Annotated in this window: 21 protein-coding genes; 14 read left to right on the forward strand and 7 right to left on the reverse strand. The window is 64.9% G+C overall.

What is annotated here, in order from left to right:
* Positions 1–6 precede the first annotated feature (6 nt).
* The 3 genes from GFY24_RS04450 (at position 7) to GFY24_RS04460 (ending at position 2,118) form a co-directional block, all read left to right on the forward strand.
* The gene (locus GFY24_RS04450) at positions 7–570 is read left to right on the forward strand and encodes a hypothetical protein (protein ID WP_153803704.1); all 564 of its coding nucleotides are present in this window, start codon (positions 7–9) and stop codon (positions 568–570) included.
* 438 nt (positions 571–1,008) lie between these two features.
* Entirely contained in the window at positions 1,009–1,317 is a 309-nt protein-coding gene (locus tag GFY24_RS04455; RefSeq protein WP_153803705.1) for a hypothetical protein, read from the forward strand.
* A 195-nt stretch (positions 1,318–1,512) separates the two neighbouring features.
* A complete protein-coding gene (locus GFY24_RS04460; RefSeq protein ID WP_153803706.1) occupies positions 1,513–2,118 on the forward strand; it encodes an ATP-grasp domain-containing protein in 606 nt (201 codons plus the stop codon).
* Positions 2,119–2,288: 170 nt separating this feature from the next.
* Here the strand turns inward: GFY24_RS04460 and GFY24_RS04465 are convergent, their stop codons facing one another.
* Positions 2,289–2,495 (reverse strand): hypothetical protein, encoded by a 207-nt coding sequence (locus tag GFY24_RS04465; RefSeq protein WP_153803707.1) that lies wholly within the window; start codon positions 2,493–2,495, stop codon positions 2,289–2,291.
* A 48-nt stretch (positions 2,496–2,543) separates the two neighbouring features.
* Positions 2,544–2,984: a DUF4254 domain-containing protein gene (locus GFY24_RS04470; RefSeq protein WP_153803708.1), complete on the reverse strand. Its 441-nt coding sequence runs from the start codon at positions 2,982–2,984 to the stop codon at positions 2,544–2,546.
* 153 nt (positions 2,985–3,137) lie between these two features.
* On the opposite strand from GFY24_RS04470, the gene GFY24_RS04475 reads away from it, so the two are divergent.
* Positions 3,138–4,046: a DUF5753 domain-containing protein gene (locus GFY24_RS04475; RefSeq protein ID WP_375336000.1), complete on the forward strand. Its 909-nt coding sequence runs from the start codon at positions 3,138–3,140 to the stop codon at positions 4,044–4,046.
* Positions 4,043–4,237, forward strand: coding sequence for a DUF397 domain-containing protein (locus tag GFY24_RS04480; protein ID WP_309230452.1), 195 nt, complete (start codon positions 4,043–4,045; stop codon positions 4,235–4,237). The genes GFY24_RS04475 and GFY24_RS04480 overlap by 4 nt, the downstream gene beginning before the upstream one ends.
* A gap of 55 nt (positions 4,238–4,292) precedes the next feature.
* On the opposite strand, the gene GFY24_RS04485 is transcribed toward GFY24_RS04480, so the two are convergent.
* The 4 genes from GFY24_RS04485 to GFY24_RS04500 are packed head-to-tail and all read right to left on the reverse strand — an operon-like array spanning position 4,293 to position 9,142.
* On the reverse strand, positions 4,293–5,534 hold the full coding sequence (locus GFY24_RS04485) for a glycosyltransferase (RefSeq protein WP_153803710.1): 1,242 nt from the start codon (positions 5,532–5,534) through the stop codon (positions 4,293–4,295).
* Positions 5,535–5,563: 29 nt separating this feature from the next.
* The gene (locus GFY24_RS04490; protein WP_153803711.1) at positions 5,564–6,865 is read right to left on the reverse strand and encodes a condensation domain-containing protein; all 1,302 of its coding nucleotides are present in this window, start codon (positions 6,863–6,865) and stop codon (positions 5,564–5,566) included.
* Between the two features lie 12 nt (positions 6,866–6,877).
* The gene (locus GFY24_RS04495; protein ID WP_153803712.1) at positions 6,878–8,086 is read right to left on the reverse strand and encodes a GNAT family N-acetyltransferase; all 1,209 of its coding nucleotides are present in this window, start codon (positions 8,084–8,086) and stop codon (positions 6,878–6,880) included.
* A gap of 36 nt (positions 8,087–8,122) precedes the next feature.
* Positions 8,123–9,142, reverse strand: coding sequence for an LLM class flavin-dependent oxidoreductase (locus tag GFY24_RS04500; protein WP_228565995.1), 1,020 nt, complete (start codon positions 9,140–9,142; stop codon positions 8,123–8,125).
* Between the two features lie 262 nt (positions 9,143–9,404).
* On the opposite strand from GFY24_RS04500, the gene GFY24_RS04505 reads away from it, so the two are divergent.
* Positions 9,405–9,890: a peptidylprolyl isomerase gene (locus GFY24_RS04505; RefSeq protein WP_153803713.1), complete on the forward strand. Its 486-nt coding sequence runs from the start codon at positions 9,405–9,407 to the stop codon at positions 9,888–9,890.
* Between the two features lie 36 nt (positions 9,891–9,926).
* On the opposite strand, the gene mftR is transcribed toward GFY24_RS04505, so the two are convergent.
* Positions 9,927–10,556, reverse strand: coding sequence for a mycofactocin system transcriptional regulator (mftR, locus tag GFY24_RS04510; protein ID WP_309230453.1), 630 nt, complete (start codon positions 10,554–10,556; stop codon positions 9,927–9,929).
* A 114-nt stretch (positions 10,557–10,670) separates the two neighbouring features.
* Here mftR and mftA point away from each other — a divergent pair, with 114 nt between their 5' ends.
* From mftA to GFY24_RS04550, 8 genes are all read left to right on the forward strand, one after another.
* The gene (gene mftA, locus GFY24_RS04515; protein WP_153803714.1) at positions 10,671–10,787 is read left to right on the forward strand and encodes a mycofactocin precursor MftA; all 117 of its coding nucleotides are present in this window, start codon (positions 10,671–10,673) and stop codon (positions 10,785–10,787) included.
* Positions 10,765–11,064, forward strand: a complete 300-nt coding sequence (gene mftB / locus GFY24_RS04520) for a mycofactocin biosynthesis chaperone MftB (RefSeq protein ID WP_153803715.1) — start codon at positions 10,765–10,767, stop codon at positions 11,062–11,064. Before mftA ends, mftB begins: the two co-directional genes overlap by 23 nt.
* Positions 11,065–11,080: 16 nt before the next feature.
* Positions 11,081–12,310 carry a mycofactocin radical SAM maturase gene (gene mftC, locus GFY24_RS04525; protein WP_153803716.1) on the forward strand — a complete coding sequence of 410 codons (1,230 nt, stop codon included), beginning with the start codon at positions 11,081–11,083 and terminating at the stop codon, positions 12,308–12,310.
* On the forward strand, positions 12,307–12,996 hold the full coding sequence (gene mftE / locus GFY24_RS04530) for a mycofactocin biosynthesis peptidyl-dipeptidase MftE (protein ID WP_309230454.1): 690 nt from the start codon (positions 12,307–12,309) through the stop codon (positions 12,994–12,996). The genes mftC and mftE overlap by 4 nt, the downstream gene beginning before the upstream one ends.
* Positions 12,997–13,042: 46 nt before the next feature.
* Positions 13,043–13,942 carry a mycofactocin-coupled SDR family oxidoreductase gene (locus GFY24_RS04535; protein WP_153803717.1) on the forward strand — a complete coding sequence of 300 codons (900 nt, stop codon included), beginning with the start codon at positions 13,043–13,045 and terminating at the stop codon, positions 13,940–13,942.
* The gene (mftF, locus tag GFY24_RS04540; protein WP_153803718.1) at positions 13,939–15,435 is read left to right on the forward strand and encodes a mycofactocin biosynthesis glycosyltransferase MftF; all 1,497 of its coding nucleotides are present in this window, start codon (positions 13,939–13,941) and stop codon (positions 15,433–15,435) included. Before GFY24_RS04535 ends, mftF begins: the two co-directional genes overlap by 4 nt.
* Positions 15,435–16,625: a pre-mycofactocin synthase MftD gene (gene mftD, locus GFY24_RS04545; RefSeq protein ID WP_153803719.1), complete on the forward strand. Its 1,191-nt coding sequence runs from the start codon at positions 15,435–15,437 to the stop codon at positions 16,623–16,625. The genes mftF and mftD overlap by 1 nt, the downstream gene beginning before the upstream one ends.
* Positions 16,626–16,694: 69 nt before the next feature.
* Positions 16,695–17,294 (forward strand): TetR/AcrR family transcriptional regulator, encoded by a 600-nt coding sequence (locus tag GFY24_RS04550; RefSeq protein ID WP_153803720.1) that lies wholly within the window; start codon positions 16,695–16,697, stop codon positions 17,292–17,294.
* Positions 17,295–17,315: the final 21 nt, after the last annotated feature.

Consider the following 17,315-nt stretch of genomic DNA (forward strand, 5'->3'; position numbering starts at 1 on the left):
TTCAATTTGTACGCGCGGGGCCTCACTACGCGGTTACTGTCGGAGCGGCACTCAGGTGCCGGCAACGACTACTCCAACGGGAAAGTGCAGATGAGGCAAATGAATTGGGCCGCCGTCACGGTGGCCATGCTGGCGATACCGGTCGTCGCGGCGGCATCGGCGTCGGCCACGGTCGACAATGTGAATCTGACACAAGTCGACACCGGCATCGGCGGATGTGAAGGTGCAGGCAATACCTGCACGATCTTGGTGACCACCAGCGGCGCAGACGCCCTGGCACCGGTCACGGTCACCTTGGACGGGCAGAACGTCGGCACCTTCACCCCGCAAGCCGGATCCACGGCCGGCACCGGGATCATCCAGTACGTCTATCGCTCGAAGCTTCCCGAAGGCGTCTATAGCCTCACCGCCACGCAGGGCTCGTCGACCAAGTCCATGACGGTGCAGAACTGCGGCAGCCAGCCGACCGGCAGCTCCAGCGCCTCGGCCCAGTGCACCGGAAACGATATTCTCGGCGCTCTGATGATGCCGCTGATCATCCTCACCGGCTCCGGGCACACGCAACTCTGACCAGTTGGGACAGTGGGTCGGTGGACGGTACAGAGTGCAGTGGTCGACGGCCACCCCAGGCACACAAAGTGAATCGAACGCCGTTACGCAGCAATGGCTTTTGGCCTATCGGCGAGGTCGATCTTCTTCATCGACTCCAGTGCGCACGCAAATGGCACGGAGGTCGGATTTGTCCTTTTGCTCCACTTTCGGTGTCTCTGAGTCAGGAAACTGCTTGAAACCACTCGAGAATGGACCAACAGGCCAGTCCGCCGCCATAGGCCGGCCGCCAGGCAGCTCCCGAACGCACCATAATGCCGCACGCCGCGCGGCTCGAGGCGGATGTGCGGTGGCTCCGAAGATCAACGGCCCGAGAGCATCTCGGGATCGGACGCCCTGGTCTGCCGACTCGGTACGCGACGGCGACGCTTGTCGTACCAAGGGGATGGATTCTGTCGGATGTCTGCGAATTGCGATCTCTACGCCACAGTAAAAGGCCTTGCCGATCTTGATGAAGCACAGTCTGTGAAGACCGCTGTAGAGCAACTATTGCGGGAGGAGTTTCAGGGCGGTTGGGACTTCAGCGTGGAGGTCAAGCAGCAGAGCGAGGCCGAGGTCTATGTGACGATAGAGTCGCTCGATACCGTGATTATCGGCGGGAACGGCTCGTGGACTGACGTATTCGACGACCTTCTCGCAGAGCGCGTTTCCGCCGTTGTCCCGAACGCCAAGACAGACACCAGTTGGTCCTGGCCCGATTACCGGTAGCCGATCGGAAGATCAACTAGCCGTGGCGATCCGGGGTCAGCCAGACACACGCACATGCCGATGACCGAGCAGGCCGACCTCGATGTCAGGACTTTTCGTGCCGATCCTCCCTGATCAACACGCCCGTGACGGAGCCGGAGTACTCAACCCTGTGTGCTCGCGGAAGCGGCACTTCGGTCAGCTTGCCGTCGTACAATGACGCGCCTGCGCCGCGTGCCCCAGCTCGGAGAAGCGGTGTTCGATGACTACCCGATGCTGCGCTGCTCGTTCTACTACCGACACGTGTACGACCTCCTCGGACGTACCGCCTTCCTCGTGCCATTCTCGGCGGTTCCGGCTCTACCGCTCCGGCGCATGTTCGGGAGTGACCAGGTTTTCATCCGCAGCGATACCAATTACAAGCTGTTCCCCGCGGGCGTTCATGCGATCGCGGAGCTGGGTCACTGGCTCGAGATCTACGACCAGCACCGGGACGAGCTCGTCGTCGTATCCGAGGTCGTGACCTTCGACCGCGAGTATCGCTGCTTCTGCCGTGACGGCCGCTTCGTCTGCGGAAGCTCCTATCCGATCGAGCCGTACCTCCCCGTCCCCGATCACGTACGTGGCTTCGCGGAGACTGTGGCGGCGCGACTACTCGCTCACGGATCCACCATGGTCACCGTCGATGTCGGCGTCGGCCTCGACGGAGTACTCCGCCTCGTCGAGCTCGGCGGCGTGAACAGTTGGGGCATCTATGGATCGAACGTCGCAGACTTCATCGCCGCGATGGAAGCCGAGGCCCTCGCTCGCGCGGACGTGTGATGAGGACGGATATCGTGCGGGGTCGGCGGGCGAAACCGGCCTGGCCGGTCAAAGATCATAGGTAGGCAGCGCCCAGGGGCGTCCTGGCTGATTTTGTGACCGGTTAGGCCGACCGGCGCCCGAACTCCGCTCTCGTGCAGATGAAACGACATCAACCAACAGAGGCTGGATCAGAGATGCTTTGCCACAGTTGGTTTCGACGCTTGGGGGTGCACGGAGGCGAGTTGATGTTCGTATTCGAGGCGGGAGGTTATGGCGGCGACGGTCCAGCAGTCGGTGGATGGGTGGCGGGTGGGGACGGGGAGGAGGGTCGTGAACCAGACCAGGATGCTGCCGAGGGTCAGGCCGAGGAGGAAGGGCAGCCATATGGTGGACATGGGGCACCTCTTTCGGTGATGTGTTCAAAGACGTTGGTGCGGTTGGGGTTACAGGTGTGGGGCGATGCAATCGGGGATGCGGCGGGTGCGGGTGTCCAGGTCGTGCGCGAGGTCTGCGTAGGCGAGTGATAGTTCTGCGAGGCGTTTCCAGGTGTAGTGCGACTGGCATTCTGTGCCCGAATTGTCGAGTGCTGCATGGGCGTCGGTCGAGAATTGGGCCAAACGGTCGATAACCATGCCGACCGTTTCGGTATGCATTGCCGCCGCCGCGTACGGGCGGGGCAGCTCCTGCGCCGTCCAGCAGTCGATGTCATGGATCAATTGGACTCTGGCGCAATCTATTTCGACCAACGCATCCGAATCGGCAATAGAACGAGCTTCGTGCAGACTGGCCAGTTCGTATGCGGCCCGTAGCAGCGGATGCGGTAGCGCAACACTCCCCGAGCAGGCTTCCAAGAGCAGGTCCTTCGACGGAAGGTGAGTTGGCATAGGTTGCTCCCCTCGGCTTTTCGCGTTCGTGACTCCAGTAGACACCTGCGGCAATAGAATTGGGAACGTCCAGCTGCAACTGCATGACAAATGGTCGGCATTCCAGCTAGGCACATTCCAGAACGGAGATTCCCAGATAGCGAGGCTAACGAAATGGCCGGATCATCGCTTCCACGAAGGGCTCTCGGTCGCAGGCTCCGCGGCTACCGGGTGCAGGCGGAAAAAAGTCAATTGGCCGCAGGGCTACATATCGAGCTGTCGCCACAAAGCATTGGGAGGATGGAGGACGGGCAGAAGGTAAAGATCTGCACGGCGCAAATCCGAGATCTGCTCGACTTCTATGAAGTTCCGGAACCCAGCCAGGGGCGGGATGAGGTTCTCCTGCTGTGGCAAGAGGTGAAGGATCAAGCGATAGCCGCGAAACTTGCTGGTACGACGAAGGGTTGGTGGCAGGCTTACACCGACCAGTACGAACCGCATTTCGACCACTATCTGGGCTTGGAAGCCGTGGCCACGCATCTGACCACACATCAGGTGGTCCTGTTGCCGGGGCTATTACAGACCGCAGGCTATCGGCGGGCCGTCAGTCTTGTCGGCGACCCGAACCTGTCGGCCGACGCACTCGAACGAAGACTGGAACTCGCGGCTCACCGCCAGGTCAGGCTGTCGGACCCGAACTTTCGCGTGAACTTCCTGTTGTCGGAGGGGGTACTTCGCCATACCCCGGGCGGCCGAACCATCATGGCTTATCAGCTGTACCACATCCTCGAGCTGATCGGGTCCCGGCCGAACCTGTCGATCCGACTTGTCCCACTGGATGCGGGCAGTCACCTCGGTCTGCTGGCGCAGGCGTTCACGCTGCTCGAATTCCCGCCACTGGCAAGCCACCTCTCGGAACCACCCGTCGTCTACGTCGAGGGGTATGAAGGCGGGTTGTATCTGGAGCGAACGGACATGATCGACCGACATCGTCGGGCGATCACGGATATTCAGCGAGTAGCGTTGACCGAAGATGACACCAAGCAGTTGGTGCAACAGCTAGCGAAGGAGTACGGGGCGTGACTGGAGATATGTCCGATGCCCGGTGGTTCAAGAGCACCTACAGCCAACCGACCGCGGATTGTGTTGAGATAGCCCATCTCTCGGCCGGTGCGGTCGGTGTTCGCGACTCGAAGAACCCGGCGGGACCCGCGCTGGTCTTCTCCGGTGAACAGTGGGATGGCTTTCTCGCCAGCGGGATATGGCGAGGCTGAGGACTCTCCGCGACTCCGGTGCGGGGCGCATCCGAAAGGGTGCGCCCCGCATTGTTCATAACGAGGCCAGGTGGGCCTCGATGGCTTTGACGGCTTGGCCTGCGCCGTCTTCTTCGCCGATCAGGGCGGACATCCGGGCGGCATTGGCTCGAAGAGTGGAATCCGTTGTGGCGGTGTGGATTGCGGATGCCAGGCTATCGGCGGAGAGTTTGTCGTGGGGGATGGTGGCGGCGCAGACGCCCAGGGTAGTGAGGCGGTTGGCCCAGAAGGGCTGGTCCGAGTAGCTCGGGACGGCGATTGTGGGGACGCCTGCGCGCAGGCCCGCGGCGGTGGTGCCTGCGCCGCAGGAGTGCACTACCGCGGAGACCTGGGGGAAGAGCCAGTCGTGGGGGACATCGCCGATGGTGATTAGGTCGTCGCCGGTGACATCCAGTTGGAGCCAGCCTGCTTGGACTACTCCACGTACGCCTGCCTGTCGCAATCCCGCGCCGACGATCTTCGACATGCGGGCGCTGTGCTCGGTGGTGTTGACTACGCTGCCGAATCCTACGAAGACCGGTGGTGGGCCGGCGGCGAGGAAGTCGACCAGTTCGGCGGGCGGTTCCCAGTCCACCGGGCGCGGTGACCACCAGTAGCCGGTGACGTCGAGGCCGGGTCGCCAATCGGTGGGGCGGGGCAGTACATGGGGTGAATAGCCGTGCAGGATAGGCCATTCGGCGGCCGTGCGGCGGCGGCGCAGTTCTCGGACCGTAACCTTGGGCAGGCCCAGATAGCTGCGGAAGCCGTCGACCACCCCGCGGTAGACGGTGTCGCCGAGCCAGCCACCGATATCGGCGGCCAGCTTGTTGCCGTAGGAGCCGAAGGACCGCACGCCCATGGATGCCGGCGGGTATTCGGAGGTCGCGCACATGGGCTGGAAGCGCAGGCCGATCGCCGGAATGCCCTTGGCCTCGGCGAGGGGGAAGCCCGCGCCTTCAGTGAGTTGCGCCAGTAGCAGGGCGTCGGCGGGTTCATCGCGCAGTGCGTCGATCATGCCCTTACCAGTGGCGCGCACCCCGGCGGGCGAGGCGAATGCCCATGCGGCCTTCAGCTTGTCGACATTCGGATCGGTCATATCGATGTCGACATTGGTCTCCATCTGCCGGTATTCGAGTCCGCAGCCGGTGATCAGCTCCTCGAAGACCGAGTGCGCGCCGATCACCACCTCGTGTCCGGCTTCCCGCAAGCGCACGCCGAGGCCGGTCAGCGGTGCGATATCGCCGCGACTGCCGATGCTGGTCATGATCAGTCTGCTCATGCGTACCTATCCATTTCAGGGGTCGCCGACTACAGCGCGGCGGAGGGAAGTTGAGCGGCGGATTCGATCTCGACCGTCGCGAGGATCGAAAGCCAGCGCGCCACAATCTCTTTCACGCGATCCATGCCGATACCGCCGGTCGGTGAATGCACCGAGTAATGCACGGCGCGCATGCCATCGTTCTCGCTCGCGCCGAGGAACATGCTCAGGTCGAACACCGTCAAACGCGCCTGCTCGCGCGAGTGCGCGCCCGGAATCCACACCCCGACATCGCCGAGGAAGTTGAAGTAGAACTTCGGAACATTGAATTCGACCATGCGCGACCAGCTTTCGGGGTGATGCCAGAAGAGCAGGGTGTAGTCCTCCGGATTCGCCGGGTAGGTGGCGATGGCATCGCGCATACGGTCGCCGAGGCTGCCGGTGACCGGCCGCACCAGCCACGGATAGTCGTCCGAGAGCCAGGCGACGGTGCGGCTCAGGTCGGTGCCGGGGCGCAGACGGCTGTAGCGGCCGTGCTTCTGCACCTGAATGGGGCGGGCCTCGCCGGTGACGTCCTCGATGGCCAAACCCAATGCCACGAGCAGTATTCGGGTATAGGAGGCACCCAGCGCGGCGGGTAGTTCGTCGAGCAGGCGCACAGCGAGATCACCCGCGATGACATCGTCGAGATAGGCGGAATCCGGTGCAGCAGGCCGCGTTTCGACATACGGTTCGATATCCGATGCCGCGAGCCAGTAGTCGAGTTCGCCGTCCCGAGTCTGCGCGTACTCATCCAGGAACGCCGCCCACTCCGACCCGGTGATCGCCTCCGCCGGCAGCGAAATCTTTTCTCCCGCTGCCCATTGCCGGGCATAGGTGGCGACGTCTTCCCACATCACCCACATGGCCACACCGTCGATGGCGATATGGTGGACGGTGAGCAGCAGGATATTGACATCCGTCGACCGGGTGAGCAGAGCCGCCGTCACAATCTTGCCCGTGGTCGGATCCAGCCGCAGATTGCTCTTCGCGGTCTCGGCCTCCATTATCTGCTGGATCGATTCCGGTGCCACATTCTCGATATCGACCTCGCGCACATCGACTCTGGCCGTATCGATTTCACCGTTCGACTCGGGTTCGATGAGTACCGCGGCGTCCAGCCCATAGCTGTAGCGGCTGCGCAGTGATTCGTGTGTGTCGATGAGCGCGTTAACCAATCCGCGCGCCTCGTCCAGCTTCATGGCGACCGGGACCGGGCAGGGAATGGTGATGCCGAAGACGGCCGGATTCGGATCCCACATCAGGAACTTCTTGGCGGCGGCGGTCAGCCGCCCGGGGCGCAGCGTCGTCATGGTGTCCTCGAATCAGAAGGGGGTGATGTTGAAGGGCCGCCGCAGCGGGGCGAGCGCCTGGTCGAGGGCGGCGACGGTGCCACCGGCGAGTTCGTCGATACGGCCCGCGCGCAGCAATTCCAGCGGGGTGTGTGCGCCGAAATAGGCGCTGGCGAGTTCGGCCGGGCCGATGCGCAGGTCTGCGGTGGCCTCCTCGGGCGCGGGTTTCCAATTGCCGTGACCGTCGGCGATATCGAGGGTGAACAACCCGGGACTCATGCCGTACGGGTCCTCGACCTGGATAACGCCGTGGAAGTCGGCGCGGTAGGTGCGCAACTCGAAAGCCTTGGGCGAGTTCAGAATCCACATCCACACCCCGGTGTCGACACCGGTTACGGCGGCCACGCGCGGATCCTGCAACAGCAGCGGAGTCGGATCATCCACGGCGGTATCCATCCGGATCTCGGTGTACTCACCGTGCCCGAGCAGACAACGCAGCAGTTCACGATGCGCCGATACGGTGAGCGCGCAGAAGTCGTGCACCTGCACGGTGTCGCCCACCAGGTCGTAGACAACGTAGCCGTCCGGATGTGTGATCACACAGGAGTCATCGTCATAGGTTGCGGGCCAATAGAATTCGCCCCGACTCAGCGCGGCCGGCGTCTGCCGCTGCCAGCGGTCGTAGATTTCCCGCATGCGCCCGCGAGCGGCGCTTGGCCGCAGCTCCCGCGCGGGATGCGGATCATCCTCTCCCGTACGAAGTTTCGCGCGCCGCCGGTCGATCCGCAGATGCCGGGTATGACTGGCCACGCCGACCGCGCCGTAATTGCCGCCCGGTCCGGGCATGGCGGCGAAGACATCCGCCCCGGTCTCCAGCGCGATGTACATCATCTCGGCCTGGATCTTGGAGTACAGCCCACGCTTCTGATGGGTGGTGGCGACCATGCCCTGCGCACAGGCGGCGACCTCGAGTTGTGCGCCACCGGGGACGGTGACACCCATCCGGATCACCGAACCGGTGCCGGCCACGAACGGCGCCTCCGGATCCGAGACATCCTCGGCCACAATGACATCGCTCAGCCGGAACTGCCGCTTCCAACTCTCGAAGTCCTTGGCGTGCACACCACCGAAGGCGCGGGCGTAGCAGTCGCGCAGGGCATCCCAGTCGTCCTCGCGCGCCCGGCGAATACGCAGGCCGTCGACGGCCAGACCCTCTCGATATGCCATGAGATCGGAAATCATCCGCGAATACCTTTCGTAGGTGGGAAGATTCGAGCGCTACCCGGCGACCGGCGCGGCGGGTGCGCCGATATGTGGCAGCACTTCATCGCCCAGCAGTCGCAGACTGGCCCAGCCCGCCTCGATCGGCAGCCCGCCGATCAATGGGTTCATGACAATTTCCGTTCTGCCACCGGCGATTTGGTCGAGCATCTCCCCCGGTGTCACGATCTCCGCGTACCCCTGCGCCCGCACGTCCTCGACGGTGATCACCGCGGCCTCATTGGGTCGCGGCAGTCCCGCCCGCCCCCAGGACGCGTATTCGCGGGCCTCATTGAGGATGTACGGCCCGTACTCCCGCCAGCCCGCCTCCGGATCCTCGTGCAGCAGTGTGAGTTTGCTGCCCGGCTCGGGGCGGTGCACGAAACCGAATTTCCCGAGCCGCTCCAGCTCTTTCAGATAGAGCTCCTCCAGCGCGGGCATGGACATGGGTGGGGAGAACGGCAAGCCGAATCGGGCCGCCCGGCGCGCCGCCGCCGCGCTCATCCCGCCCACGAACAGCAGCGGATGCGGCCGGGTCGCGGGTTTGGGCGTGACATCGATGAGCGCGCCATTGTGTTCGAACGGCACATCCCGCCAGGCGGCGAGCATGACCGCCAACGCGGTATCCATGAGCTCGCCCCGCCGCGCCCAGTCCCGCCCCAGCGCGGCGTATTCCGCAGGGCGATAACCCATTCCGGCGACAATCGCCAGACGGCCGCCCGAAATATTGTCCAGCACAGCGATATCCGCGGCCAGCCGCACCGGATCGTACAGCGGCACCAGCAGCGCGCTGATACTCACACTCAACCGGGTGGTACGCGCCGCCACCGCCGATGCCAACAGCAAAGGCGAAGGCAGCCAACCGGTTCCGGAGAGATGATGCTCCTCGCAACTGACCGCCGCGAACCCCTGCCGGTCCGCGTACTCGGCCATTTCCACCGCGGCCCGATACCGCTGCTCATGCCGTGCCCCGGGATCATCCACATTGGTCATGTTCAACCGGAGCGCCGCCACCACGTTCTTTTCGAGCACCGCCATCGAGTCCACCCGCCCAATATCGAACTCGAACCTGCCCCCGGCAACCGCTCACCTACCCCAGTCACAACCTCCGGGCCCGCCGACAACCACTGTGCGAATGCCTCGAATCCGCCGGTACCACCCGCAGTGGCACCCCCGATCGCGACACACCCTCCGGGCCCGAACCGGTGACTCCACACCGGACGGTATGCGCAGCGGGGTGAGCGCCCGCGCCTCGGATAGATTGACTCGTTCCGTATTCCTCTGCGAAAGGGTCACCACCATGTCGATTGCCGCTGACAAGGTTGTCTCCATCGAGTACACCTTGACCGACGACGACGGTGAGGTGCTCGATACTTCCGTCGGCGAAGAGCCGTTGATCTACCTGCACGGCGCGGACAACATCGTGCCCGGGCTGGAGCAGGCGCTGGAAGGTAAGGGCACCGGCGATGAGCTGGATGTCGTCATCGAGCCGGCGGACGGCTACGGCGACTACGAGGCCGAGCTGATCAGCAATGTGGATCGCGAGATGTTCGAGGGTGTCGACGAGCTCGAGGTCGGCATGGAGTTCGAGGCCGAGGCGCCGGACGGGGAATCGCAGATCGTAGTGGTGCGGGCCATCGACGGCGATGAGGTGACCATCGACGCCAACCATCCGCTGGCCGGCGTGCGCCTGCACTTCAAGGTGAAGGTCGTCGATCTGCGCGATGCCACCGAAGAAGAGCTGTTGCACGGACATCCGCACGGCGACGACGACCACGAGCACTGAGACGGGTGAACCCCGCCCGAAGCAACGGGCCGCAGGTCAGTTGCGGGCGGGGGTGGGCGACGGCATCGAGAAGCCGTCGCCCAGGGCGCGGATCGCCAGATCCAGGTAGACGGTGAGATCACTGTCCGCGCCGATGACCCAGCGGTCGAAGGCCGCGCGGCAGACCGCGAGGGTGGCGCGGCCGATGGCCAGCGGGTAGAGGTCGTCCGCGGGTTGACCGAGACGGCGGGCGGCGAATTCGGCGACGGTGCGTTCCCAGGCGTCATAGTGCGGGGCGGCACTGGCCTGGACGGCGGGGACCGAGCCGACCAGATTCATCCGCGCGCGTAGTTCGGGGGCATCCTCCGCGCGGTACACATTGACGGCCACGACCACTCGACGGATCGCGTCCATGAGTGGAATATCGTCCGGGATTTCGGCGAATTCCCTTCGCAGCCGGGCGATTTCGCTGTCGAACTGATACCAGAGCACGGCGGCTTTGGAGTCGAAGTAGCGGAAGAAGGTGCGGCGGCTGACGCCCGCCTCCGCGGCGATCTGTTCGACGGTGGTCTCTTCGAAGCCCTGTTCGGTGAAGAGCCGCAGGGCGATCAACTCCACGGCGCGCGCGCTCGTTCCCGGCGGTCTGCCGCGGCGTGTTCGATCGCGGTCCTGCTCGTCGAGAGTCACGGTGGGGTCCTCAATTTCGGCGGGGCTATTGATTCTGTCACAGGGTGCCGTTAATCTCCGAAACCAGATCTGTCACACAGTGACGAAAATCGCATAGCGCTCGGAGGAGTTCGCATGAACGACGCATCCACCCACGGAAAAGCTCCCGCCGACCAGTCCACCGAGGACCTCATTGCCGAAGACGTCCTGGTGGAAGAGGTTTCGATCGATGGCATGTGCGGTGTCTACTGAGGCTGCGGCGGCGGGCTTCGACCTGGACGGCGCGTGGGGATTACATCCGAAGGTGTCGATTCGGCCGGAGCGATTCGGGGCGCTGCTGTATCACTTCGGCACCCGGCGGCTGTCGTTCCTGAAGAGTCCGACTTTGCTCCAGGTCGTGGACGGGCTCGGTAGCCACCCCAGCGCCCGCGCCGCCTGCCACGCCGCCGGAGTGTCCGACGGTCAGCTCCGCACTTATGCCAAAGCCCTTGCCACGCTCGCCGATTCGACGATGATCTGCCCACGCTAACGAAAGGCCGACAGCAATGACCTTGGCTGCGGACCGCACCGGATCGCTCGTCGATCAATTCCAATTCGGCCTGAACGCTCCCATCTGCCTCACCTGGGAACTGACCTACGCCTGCAATCTTTCCTGCGTGCACTGCCTTTCGAGTTCGGGACGACGGGATCCGCGCGAACTGACCACCGCGCAGTGCAAGGCCGTCATCGACGAGCTCGAGCGCATGCAGGTGTTCTACGTCAATATCGGTGGCGGGGAACCCACTGTGCGACAGGACTTCTGGGAGCTGGTCGACTACGCCACGGCACATCATGTGGGGGTCAAGTTCTCCACCAATGGCATCAAGATCACGCCGGAGGTGGCGCAGCGGCTGGCGGGCAGCGATTACGTCGATGTGCAGATCTCGCTCGACGGCGCGACCGCCGAGATCAATGACGCGGTCCGCGGGCCGGGGTCTTATGCCACGGCGCTGCGGGCCATGCGGAATCTGGCCGATGCCGGATTCCGCGACTTCAAGATCTCAGTGGTGATGACCAGGCAGAATGTCGGGCAACTCGATGCGTTCAAGGCGATCGCCGATCGGTTCGACGCCCAATTGCGAATCACGCGGCTGCGCCCGTCCGGACGCGGCGCGGATGTGTGGGACGAATTGCATCCGACCGCCGAACAGCAGCGCGAACTCTACGACTGGCTGCTCGCGCACGGCGAACAGGTCTTGACCGGTGACTCGTTCTTTCATCTCGCGGGGTACGGCGAATCGCTGCCCGGGTTGAATCTGTGCGGTGCGGGCCGCGTGGTCTGCCTGATCGATCCGGTAGGTGACGTCTACGCCTGCCCGTTCGCCATCCACGAGAACTTCCTGGCCGGCAATGTGCTCGGCGCGGGCGGATTCGAAAAGGTTTGGCGGAGTTCGGATCTGTTCACCGAGCTGCGCGGGCCGCAGACCGGTGGCGCGTGCACCTCGTGCTCGGCGTTCGACGCGTGCCGGGGTGGATGTATGGCGGCGAAGTTCTTCACCGGGCTGCCACTGGATGGCCCGGATCCGGAGTGCGTCAAGGGTTTCGGAGCTACGGCGCTGGGTATGCCGACCCTCGAGGATCGGCCCAAGCCGTCCTTGGATCACTCGCATCGCGGGCGGAAAAGCGTTCCGGTGCAACTGGGTTGGGGGCCGCCCGCACAGTCCGTCCCGGATCGCGCCTGCGATGAGAGTCCACTGGCCGGATTCACACCCGCCGCGCGGTCCAGCGGTCGATGATGGCTCGGCTCGCCGAGCTGACCTCGCCGGAGATCGGGCTGCGGTCCGATGCGGTGCTGGCCATTCCGGTGGGATCGACCGAGCAGCACGGGCCGCATCTGCCGATGTCGACGGATACCGATATCGCTGTGGCACTGTGCGAACGGCTCCGCGCGACTCGCGACGATGTGCTTGTCGCGCCGGCCATTGCCTACGGCTCGGCGGGCGAGCACGCGGGATTTCCGGGCACGCTCTCGATCGGGCAGGCGGCAATGGAACTGCTCATTGTGGAGCTGTGCCGCTCGGCCTTCGACACCTTCGACCGGGTGCTGCTGGTGTCCGCGCACGGCGGTAATCACGAACCCGTCACCAGGGCCGTCCGGCTGCTGCGCTCCGAATCGCGGGATGTGCGATTGCACTGTCCGCGTTGGGAAGGCGAACCGCATGCTGGGCACCCGGAGACCTCGATGATGCTGGCGCTCACACCCGAACATGTGCGCATGGATCGCGCGGTGCCCGGCGATTCCCGGCCACTCGCCGAGATCATGCCGATGCTCCGCGCGGGCGGGCTGCGGGCCGTCACCGAGACCGGCATCCTCGGCGACCCGACCGGCGCGAATCCCGAAGCCGGACAGCGGCTACTCGAAACCCTCACCGCCGCATTGCTGGACGACGTCACGGCCTGGCTCACATCGGCTCGGCCATGAGCACACCGTCGGCGGCCGCGCAGGGTATGGAACGGGGTGCCAAAATATGAGCACCCCGGAAATAGGCACGACCGGTAGTGAATCCAGCCTTGGAACGCCGGTAGCCGTACCGACCAGTGCGGGAGGGGGCCGCGGCCCCGCGATCGGTACGCCGGTCGCGGTCGTAACCGGAGCCGGGCGGGGCATCGGCGCGGCGACCGTCCGGGCGCTGCTCGCCGATGGCTGGTCGGTGCTGGCCATCGATCGGGCGGCCGACGATCCAGACCTGCCCTACCCCATGGCGACGGCGGCCGAGCTGGCCGAGGTGGTTGCCGAGGGCCGCGCGCTCACCGGAACACCGGACCGAATTCACGCCTGCCACACCGATGTTCGGGATCCCGGGGCGATCGAGGCGGCCGTGGCCGCGGCGCAGCGGCGCTGGGGGCGGGTCGATGCCGGGATCGCCTGCGCCGGTGTCATCGCCGGTGGGGTGCCACTCTGGGAGATGCCGGAGGCTCAGCAGCGGGCGGTGCTCGATATCAATCTCGGGGGCGTGATCTCCCTTGCACGCGCCGTGATTCCGGCGCTGCTGGCACAGCCCGAACCTCGTTCGGGGCGATTCCTGGCCGTTGCCTCCGCCGCGGCGACCCGAGGTCTGCCCATGCTCGCCGCCTACTGTGCCGCCAAAGCCGGTGTGGCAGGTCTGATTCGGGCGCTGGCCGTGGAACTCGGCGGCACCGGGATCACCGCCAACGCGGTCAGTCCGGGGTCGACCGATACCCCGATTCTCGCCGAGAGCGCCCGGCTCTACGACCTGGCCGGGCCTACCGCCTTCGCGGCGCAACAGCCGGTTGGGCGATTGCTGGATCCCGGGGAGGTCGCGGCCGCGCTGGCGTTTCTGGCCTCGCCGGCGGCTGGTGGAATCACCGGCGCGGTAGTACCCGTAGATGGTGGACTGGCGTTATGAGTACCGGACTGCCGCAGGGCTTTCATATCGTGCTGGATTCGGGGACCGTGGTGGCCGAGGACGGCAGCCTGCGGGGCGGATCACCTGCCAGGGTGCTGCGACTCTCCCCGAGCGGACGCCGAGCCCTGGACGAATTGCGTACCGGACCGGTGCGTTCCGCTGCCGGGGCGGCGCTGGCCAGGCGTCTCACCGACGGCGGATTGGCGCATCCACGCCCACCCTTATCGGGCATGGGCTACTCCGTCACGGTGGTCATTCCGGTGAAGGACCGTGCGGAACCACTGCGGCAATGCTTGGCGGCGCTCGGTGCGGCCCATCCGGTTGTGGTGGTGGATGACGGCTCCGATGATCCGGAAGTCTTCGCGAACATAGCTCTCACGTACTCGGCCACCCTGGTGCGCCGTCCGGACTGCGGTGGTCCCGCCGCGGCCCGCAATACCGGTTTGTCGAAGGTCGATACCGAACTGGTCGCCTTCATCGACAGCGATTGCATTCCCACCACGGGCTGGTTCGAGGAGCTCATCCCGCACTTCGCGGATCCGCTGGTGGCAGCGGTCGCCCCGCGCATCCTCACCCTGCGGGCGACGACCTCGGCCGGACGCTACGGCGAGGTCGCGGGCAGCCTGGATATGGGGGCGCACGAGGGGCGGGTCGTGCCGGGGACGCGTATCGCCTATGTGCCGAGCGCGGCATTGGTGGTGCGACGAGATGCCTTGCGCGACATAGGCGTCTTCGACGAGGACCTGCGCTACGGCGAGGATGTCGACCTGATCTGGCGACTACACGAAGCGGGCCTGCGCGTCCGCTATGAGCCCGCCGCACAGGTGTATCACCGGGAACCCGAGCGCTGGACCGAACTGCTGGCCAGGCGATTCCACTACGGCACCTCGGCAGCGCCACTGGCACAACGGCATCCGACTTCGGTGACACCGCTGGTCGTGCATCCTTGGCATGCCGCTACCGTGCTCGCCGCCCTGTCCGGACGAGCCGTGCCGACCGCACTGGCTTTCGGACTCTCGGTGCTGGCGACGCGCAGGACACTGCGGCGGATCGGATTGCCGGTCGAAGAAGCGACCAGGACCACCGGAGTCGGTCTATTCCAGACCTGGCTCGGGCTGGGGCGCTTCATGATTCAGTTCACCGGCCCGGTCCTGGCCGCACTGCTCACCGTGCGTGACCCGAAACCCGCTCGTCGCCGATTCCGCCGCGCCGCCGCGGCGTCACTGCTGCTCGGCACACCGGTGACCACCTATCTCGATACCCGTCCGAGGCTGGACCCGATTCGGTTCACCCTCGGCCAGTTCGCCGATCACACCGCCTACGGCGCGGGCGTCTGGGCGAGCTGCCTGCGACACCGCACCCTGGTGCCCATTACTCCGATTCTTACTCGCAAGCCACGCCGAATCAGCGGGGCCACAACACAATCGACCGCGACGCAACAGAATGCGACACCGTCGACCGACGAACGGTCGACCTCGGAAGGACTCACCTGATGGCCAACCCCTGGTTCGAGACAGTGGCGGAGGCGCAACGCCGCGCCGAACGCCGATTGCCGAAATCGGTGTACGGCGCTTTGATCGCGGGCTCCGAAGCCGGAATCACGTTGCGGGACAATGTCTCCGCATTCGGCGAGCTGGGCTTCGCACCGCATCTGATCGGGCAGACCGCCGAGCGGGATCTGTCGACCACCGTCATGGGGCAGCGAATCTCCCTGCCGGTCATTATCTCTCCGGTCGGCGCGCAGGCGATTCACCCCGACGGTGAGGTAGCCGTGGCCCGAGCGGCCGCCGCCCGCGACACCCTGGTGGGGCTGAGTTCGTTCGCGGGCAAGCCGGTAGAGGAGGTCGTCGCCGCGAATCCCCGTACGCTGCTGCAGATCTACTGGTCCGGCGACAAGGATCAACTGCTGCAACGCATGGAACGCGCTCGTGCCGCCGGGGTCGTCGGGCTCATCATCACCCTGGATTGGTCATTCAGCCACGGCCGCGATTGGGGCAGTCCGGCGATTCCGGAGCGGGTCGATCTCAAGGCGCTCATTCAGTATGGGCCGCAGGCGATTACGCATCCGCGCTGGCTCGCCAGGTTCGTGAGATCCGGGCGGATTCCCGACCTCACGGTCCCCAATATGGGTGTCCCCGGCCAACCCGCGCCGACGTTCTTCGAAGCCTACGGCGAGTGGATGCAGACCGCCCCGCCCACCTGGGACGATATTCGCTGGCTGGTGGGGCAGTGGTCCGGGCCGGTCATGCTCAAAGGCATTGTGCGAGTGGATGATGCCAAACGCGCGATCGACACCGGTGCGACGGCGCTGTCGGTCTCCAATCACGGCGGCAATAATCTCGACAGCACACCCGCTTCGATTCGTGCGCTGCCCGCGGTCGCCGAGGCGGTGGGCGATCAGATCGAGGTACTCCTCGATGGTGGCGTCCGGCGCGGCAGCGATGTGGTGAAGGCGCTCGCGCTCGGGGCGCGCGCGGTCATGATCGGCCGGGCGTACCTGTGGGGTCTGGCCAGTGCGGGACAGCCGGGGGTGGAGAATGTGCTCGATATCCTCAGCGGCGGAATCGATTCGGCGCTGCGCGGGCTGGGCCGGGGCAGTGTACGTGAACTGACTCCCGATGATGTGGTAATTCCACCAGAATTCTGCCGTCGACTGGGTAAAGATCGAATCTCTTTGCCATAGCGAATAATTCGCTCCCGATCGAGGATTGGGCATTGACCGCTTTGAACACTTTGACGTAATCTGTTCAACATGAACAACGCGGTGCGGCGTCCGGCAACCGAGGATTACCCCCGGGAATTGGTTGCCGGAGCTGCCGAGTGTGTTCAACGATTCGGCGTTCGCGGTTTCCGATTAACCGATGTGGCAAAGGCCGCCGGCGTTTCCCGCGGCACGGTCTACAACTGCTTCGGCGATAAGGAAACCGCGCTGAACGCGGGCCTGGCATTCATCTGCGATGCCTTCATCGAAGGACTGGCGACCGTTGTCGTCCCGAAAACCACGCTGCGCGAACAGGTCTGCGCTGCCGTCAGCCTGATCTACGAGCACATGAACACTCCGCAGGTATTCGCGCCGCCCTTGCGCACCGAGAGCGTCATCGCGATTCTCCTGGAGCACTACGGCGAGAACCTCGTCTACCGCTGGGCCGGATTCTGGTCTCCGCTGGTCAGCGCCGCACAGGAACGCGGCGAGGTCGACGGTGGAATGAACCCGATGCACGCGGGCGACTGGATCGTGCGCGTCCTACTCAGCTTGGAAATACTCCCGTCCGTCGTGCTCGGCTTCGACAATGCGGACGATATGGCGCGGCATACCGCTGATCTATTGATCAATGGACTTGCCCCGCGCTAGTCACTGGAAGGATGAATAACG

The organism is Nocardia sp. SYP-A9097 (assembly GCF_009649815.1).
In the GTDB taxonomy this organism is placed as follows: Bacteria; Actinomycetota; Actinomycetes; order Mycobacteriales; family Mycobacteriaceae; genus Nocardia.

Coding starts and splice junctions, on each gene's coding strand:
- GFY24_RS04455 (WP_153803705.1), top strand. CDS start 1,009: ATGTCTGCGAATTGCGATCTCTACGCCACAGTAAAAGGCCTTGCCGAT.
- GFY24_RS04460 (WP_153803706.1), top strand. CDS start 1,513: ATGACGCGCCTGCGCCGCGTGCCCCAGCTCGGAGAAGCGGTGTTCGAT.
- GFY24_RS04465 (WP_153803707.1), bottom strand. CDS start 2,495: ATGTCCACCATATGGCTGCCCTTCCTCCTCGGCCTGACCCTCGGCAGC.
- GFY24_RS04470 (WP_153803708.1), bottom strand. CDS start 2,984: ATGCCAACTCACCTTCCGTCGAAGGACCTGCTCTTGGAAGCCTGCTCG.
- GFY24_RS04475 (WP_375336000.1), top strand. CDS start 3,138: ATGGCCGGATCATCGCTTCCACGAAGGGCTCTCGGTCGCAGGCTCCGC.
- GFY24_RS04485 (WP_153803710.1), bottom strand. CDS start 5,534: ATGAGCAGACTGATCATGACCAGCATCGGCAGTCGCGGCGATATCGCA.
- GFY24_RS04490 (WP_153803711.1), bottom strand. CDS start 6,865: ATGACGACGCTGCGCCCCGGGCGGCTGACCGCCGCCGCCAAGAAGTTC.
- GFY24_RS04495 (WP_153803712.1), bottom strand. CDS start 8,086: ATGATTTCCGATCTCATGGCATATCGAGAGGGTCTGGCCGTCGACGGC.
- GFY24_RS04500 (WP_228565995.1), bottom strand. CDS start 9,142: ATGGCGGTGCTCGAAAAGAACGTGGTGGCGGCGCTCCGGTTGAACATG.
- GFY24_RS04505 (WP_153803713.1), top strand. CDS start 9,405: ATGTCGATTGCCGCTGACAAGGTTGTCTCCATCGAGTACACCTTGACC.
- mftA (WP_153803714.1), top strand. CDS start 10,671: ATGAACGACGCATCCACCCACGGAAAAGCTCCCGCCGACCAGTCCACC.
- mftB (WP_153803715.1), top strand. CDS start 10,765: ATGGCATGTGCGGTGTCTACTGAGGCTGCGGCGGCGGGCTTCGACCTG.
- mftC (WP_153803716.1), top strand. CDS start 11,081: ATGACCTTGGCTGCGGACCGCACCGGATCGCTCGTCGATCAATTCCAA.
- mftE (WP_309230454.1), top strand. CDS start 12,307: ATGATGGCTCGGCTCGCCGAGCTGACCTCGCCGGAGATCGGGCTGCGG.
- GFY24_RS04535 (WP_153803717.1), top strand. CDS start 13,043: ATGAGCACCCCGGAAATAGGCACGACCGGTAGTGAATCCAGCCTTGGA.
- mftF (WP_153803718.1), top strand. CDS start 13,939: ATGAGTACCGGACTGCCGCAGGGCTTTCATATCGTGCTGGATTCGGGG.
- mftD (WP_153803719.1), top strand. CDS start 15,435: ATGGCCAACCCCTGGTTCGAGACAGTGGCGGAGGCGCAACGCCGCGCC.
- GFY24_RS04550 (WP_153803720.1), top strand. CDS start 16,695: ATGAACAACGCGGTGCGGCGTCCGGCAACCGAGGATTACCCCCGGGAA.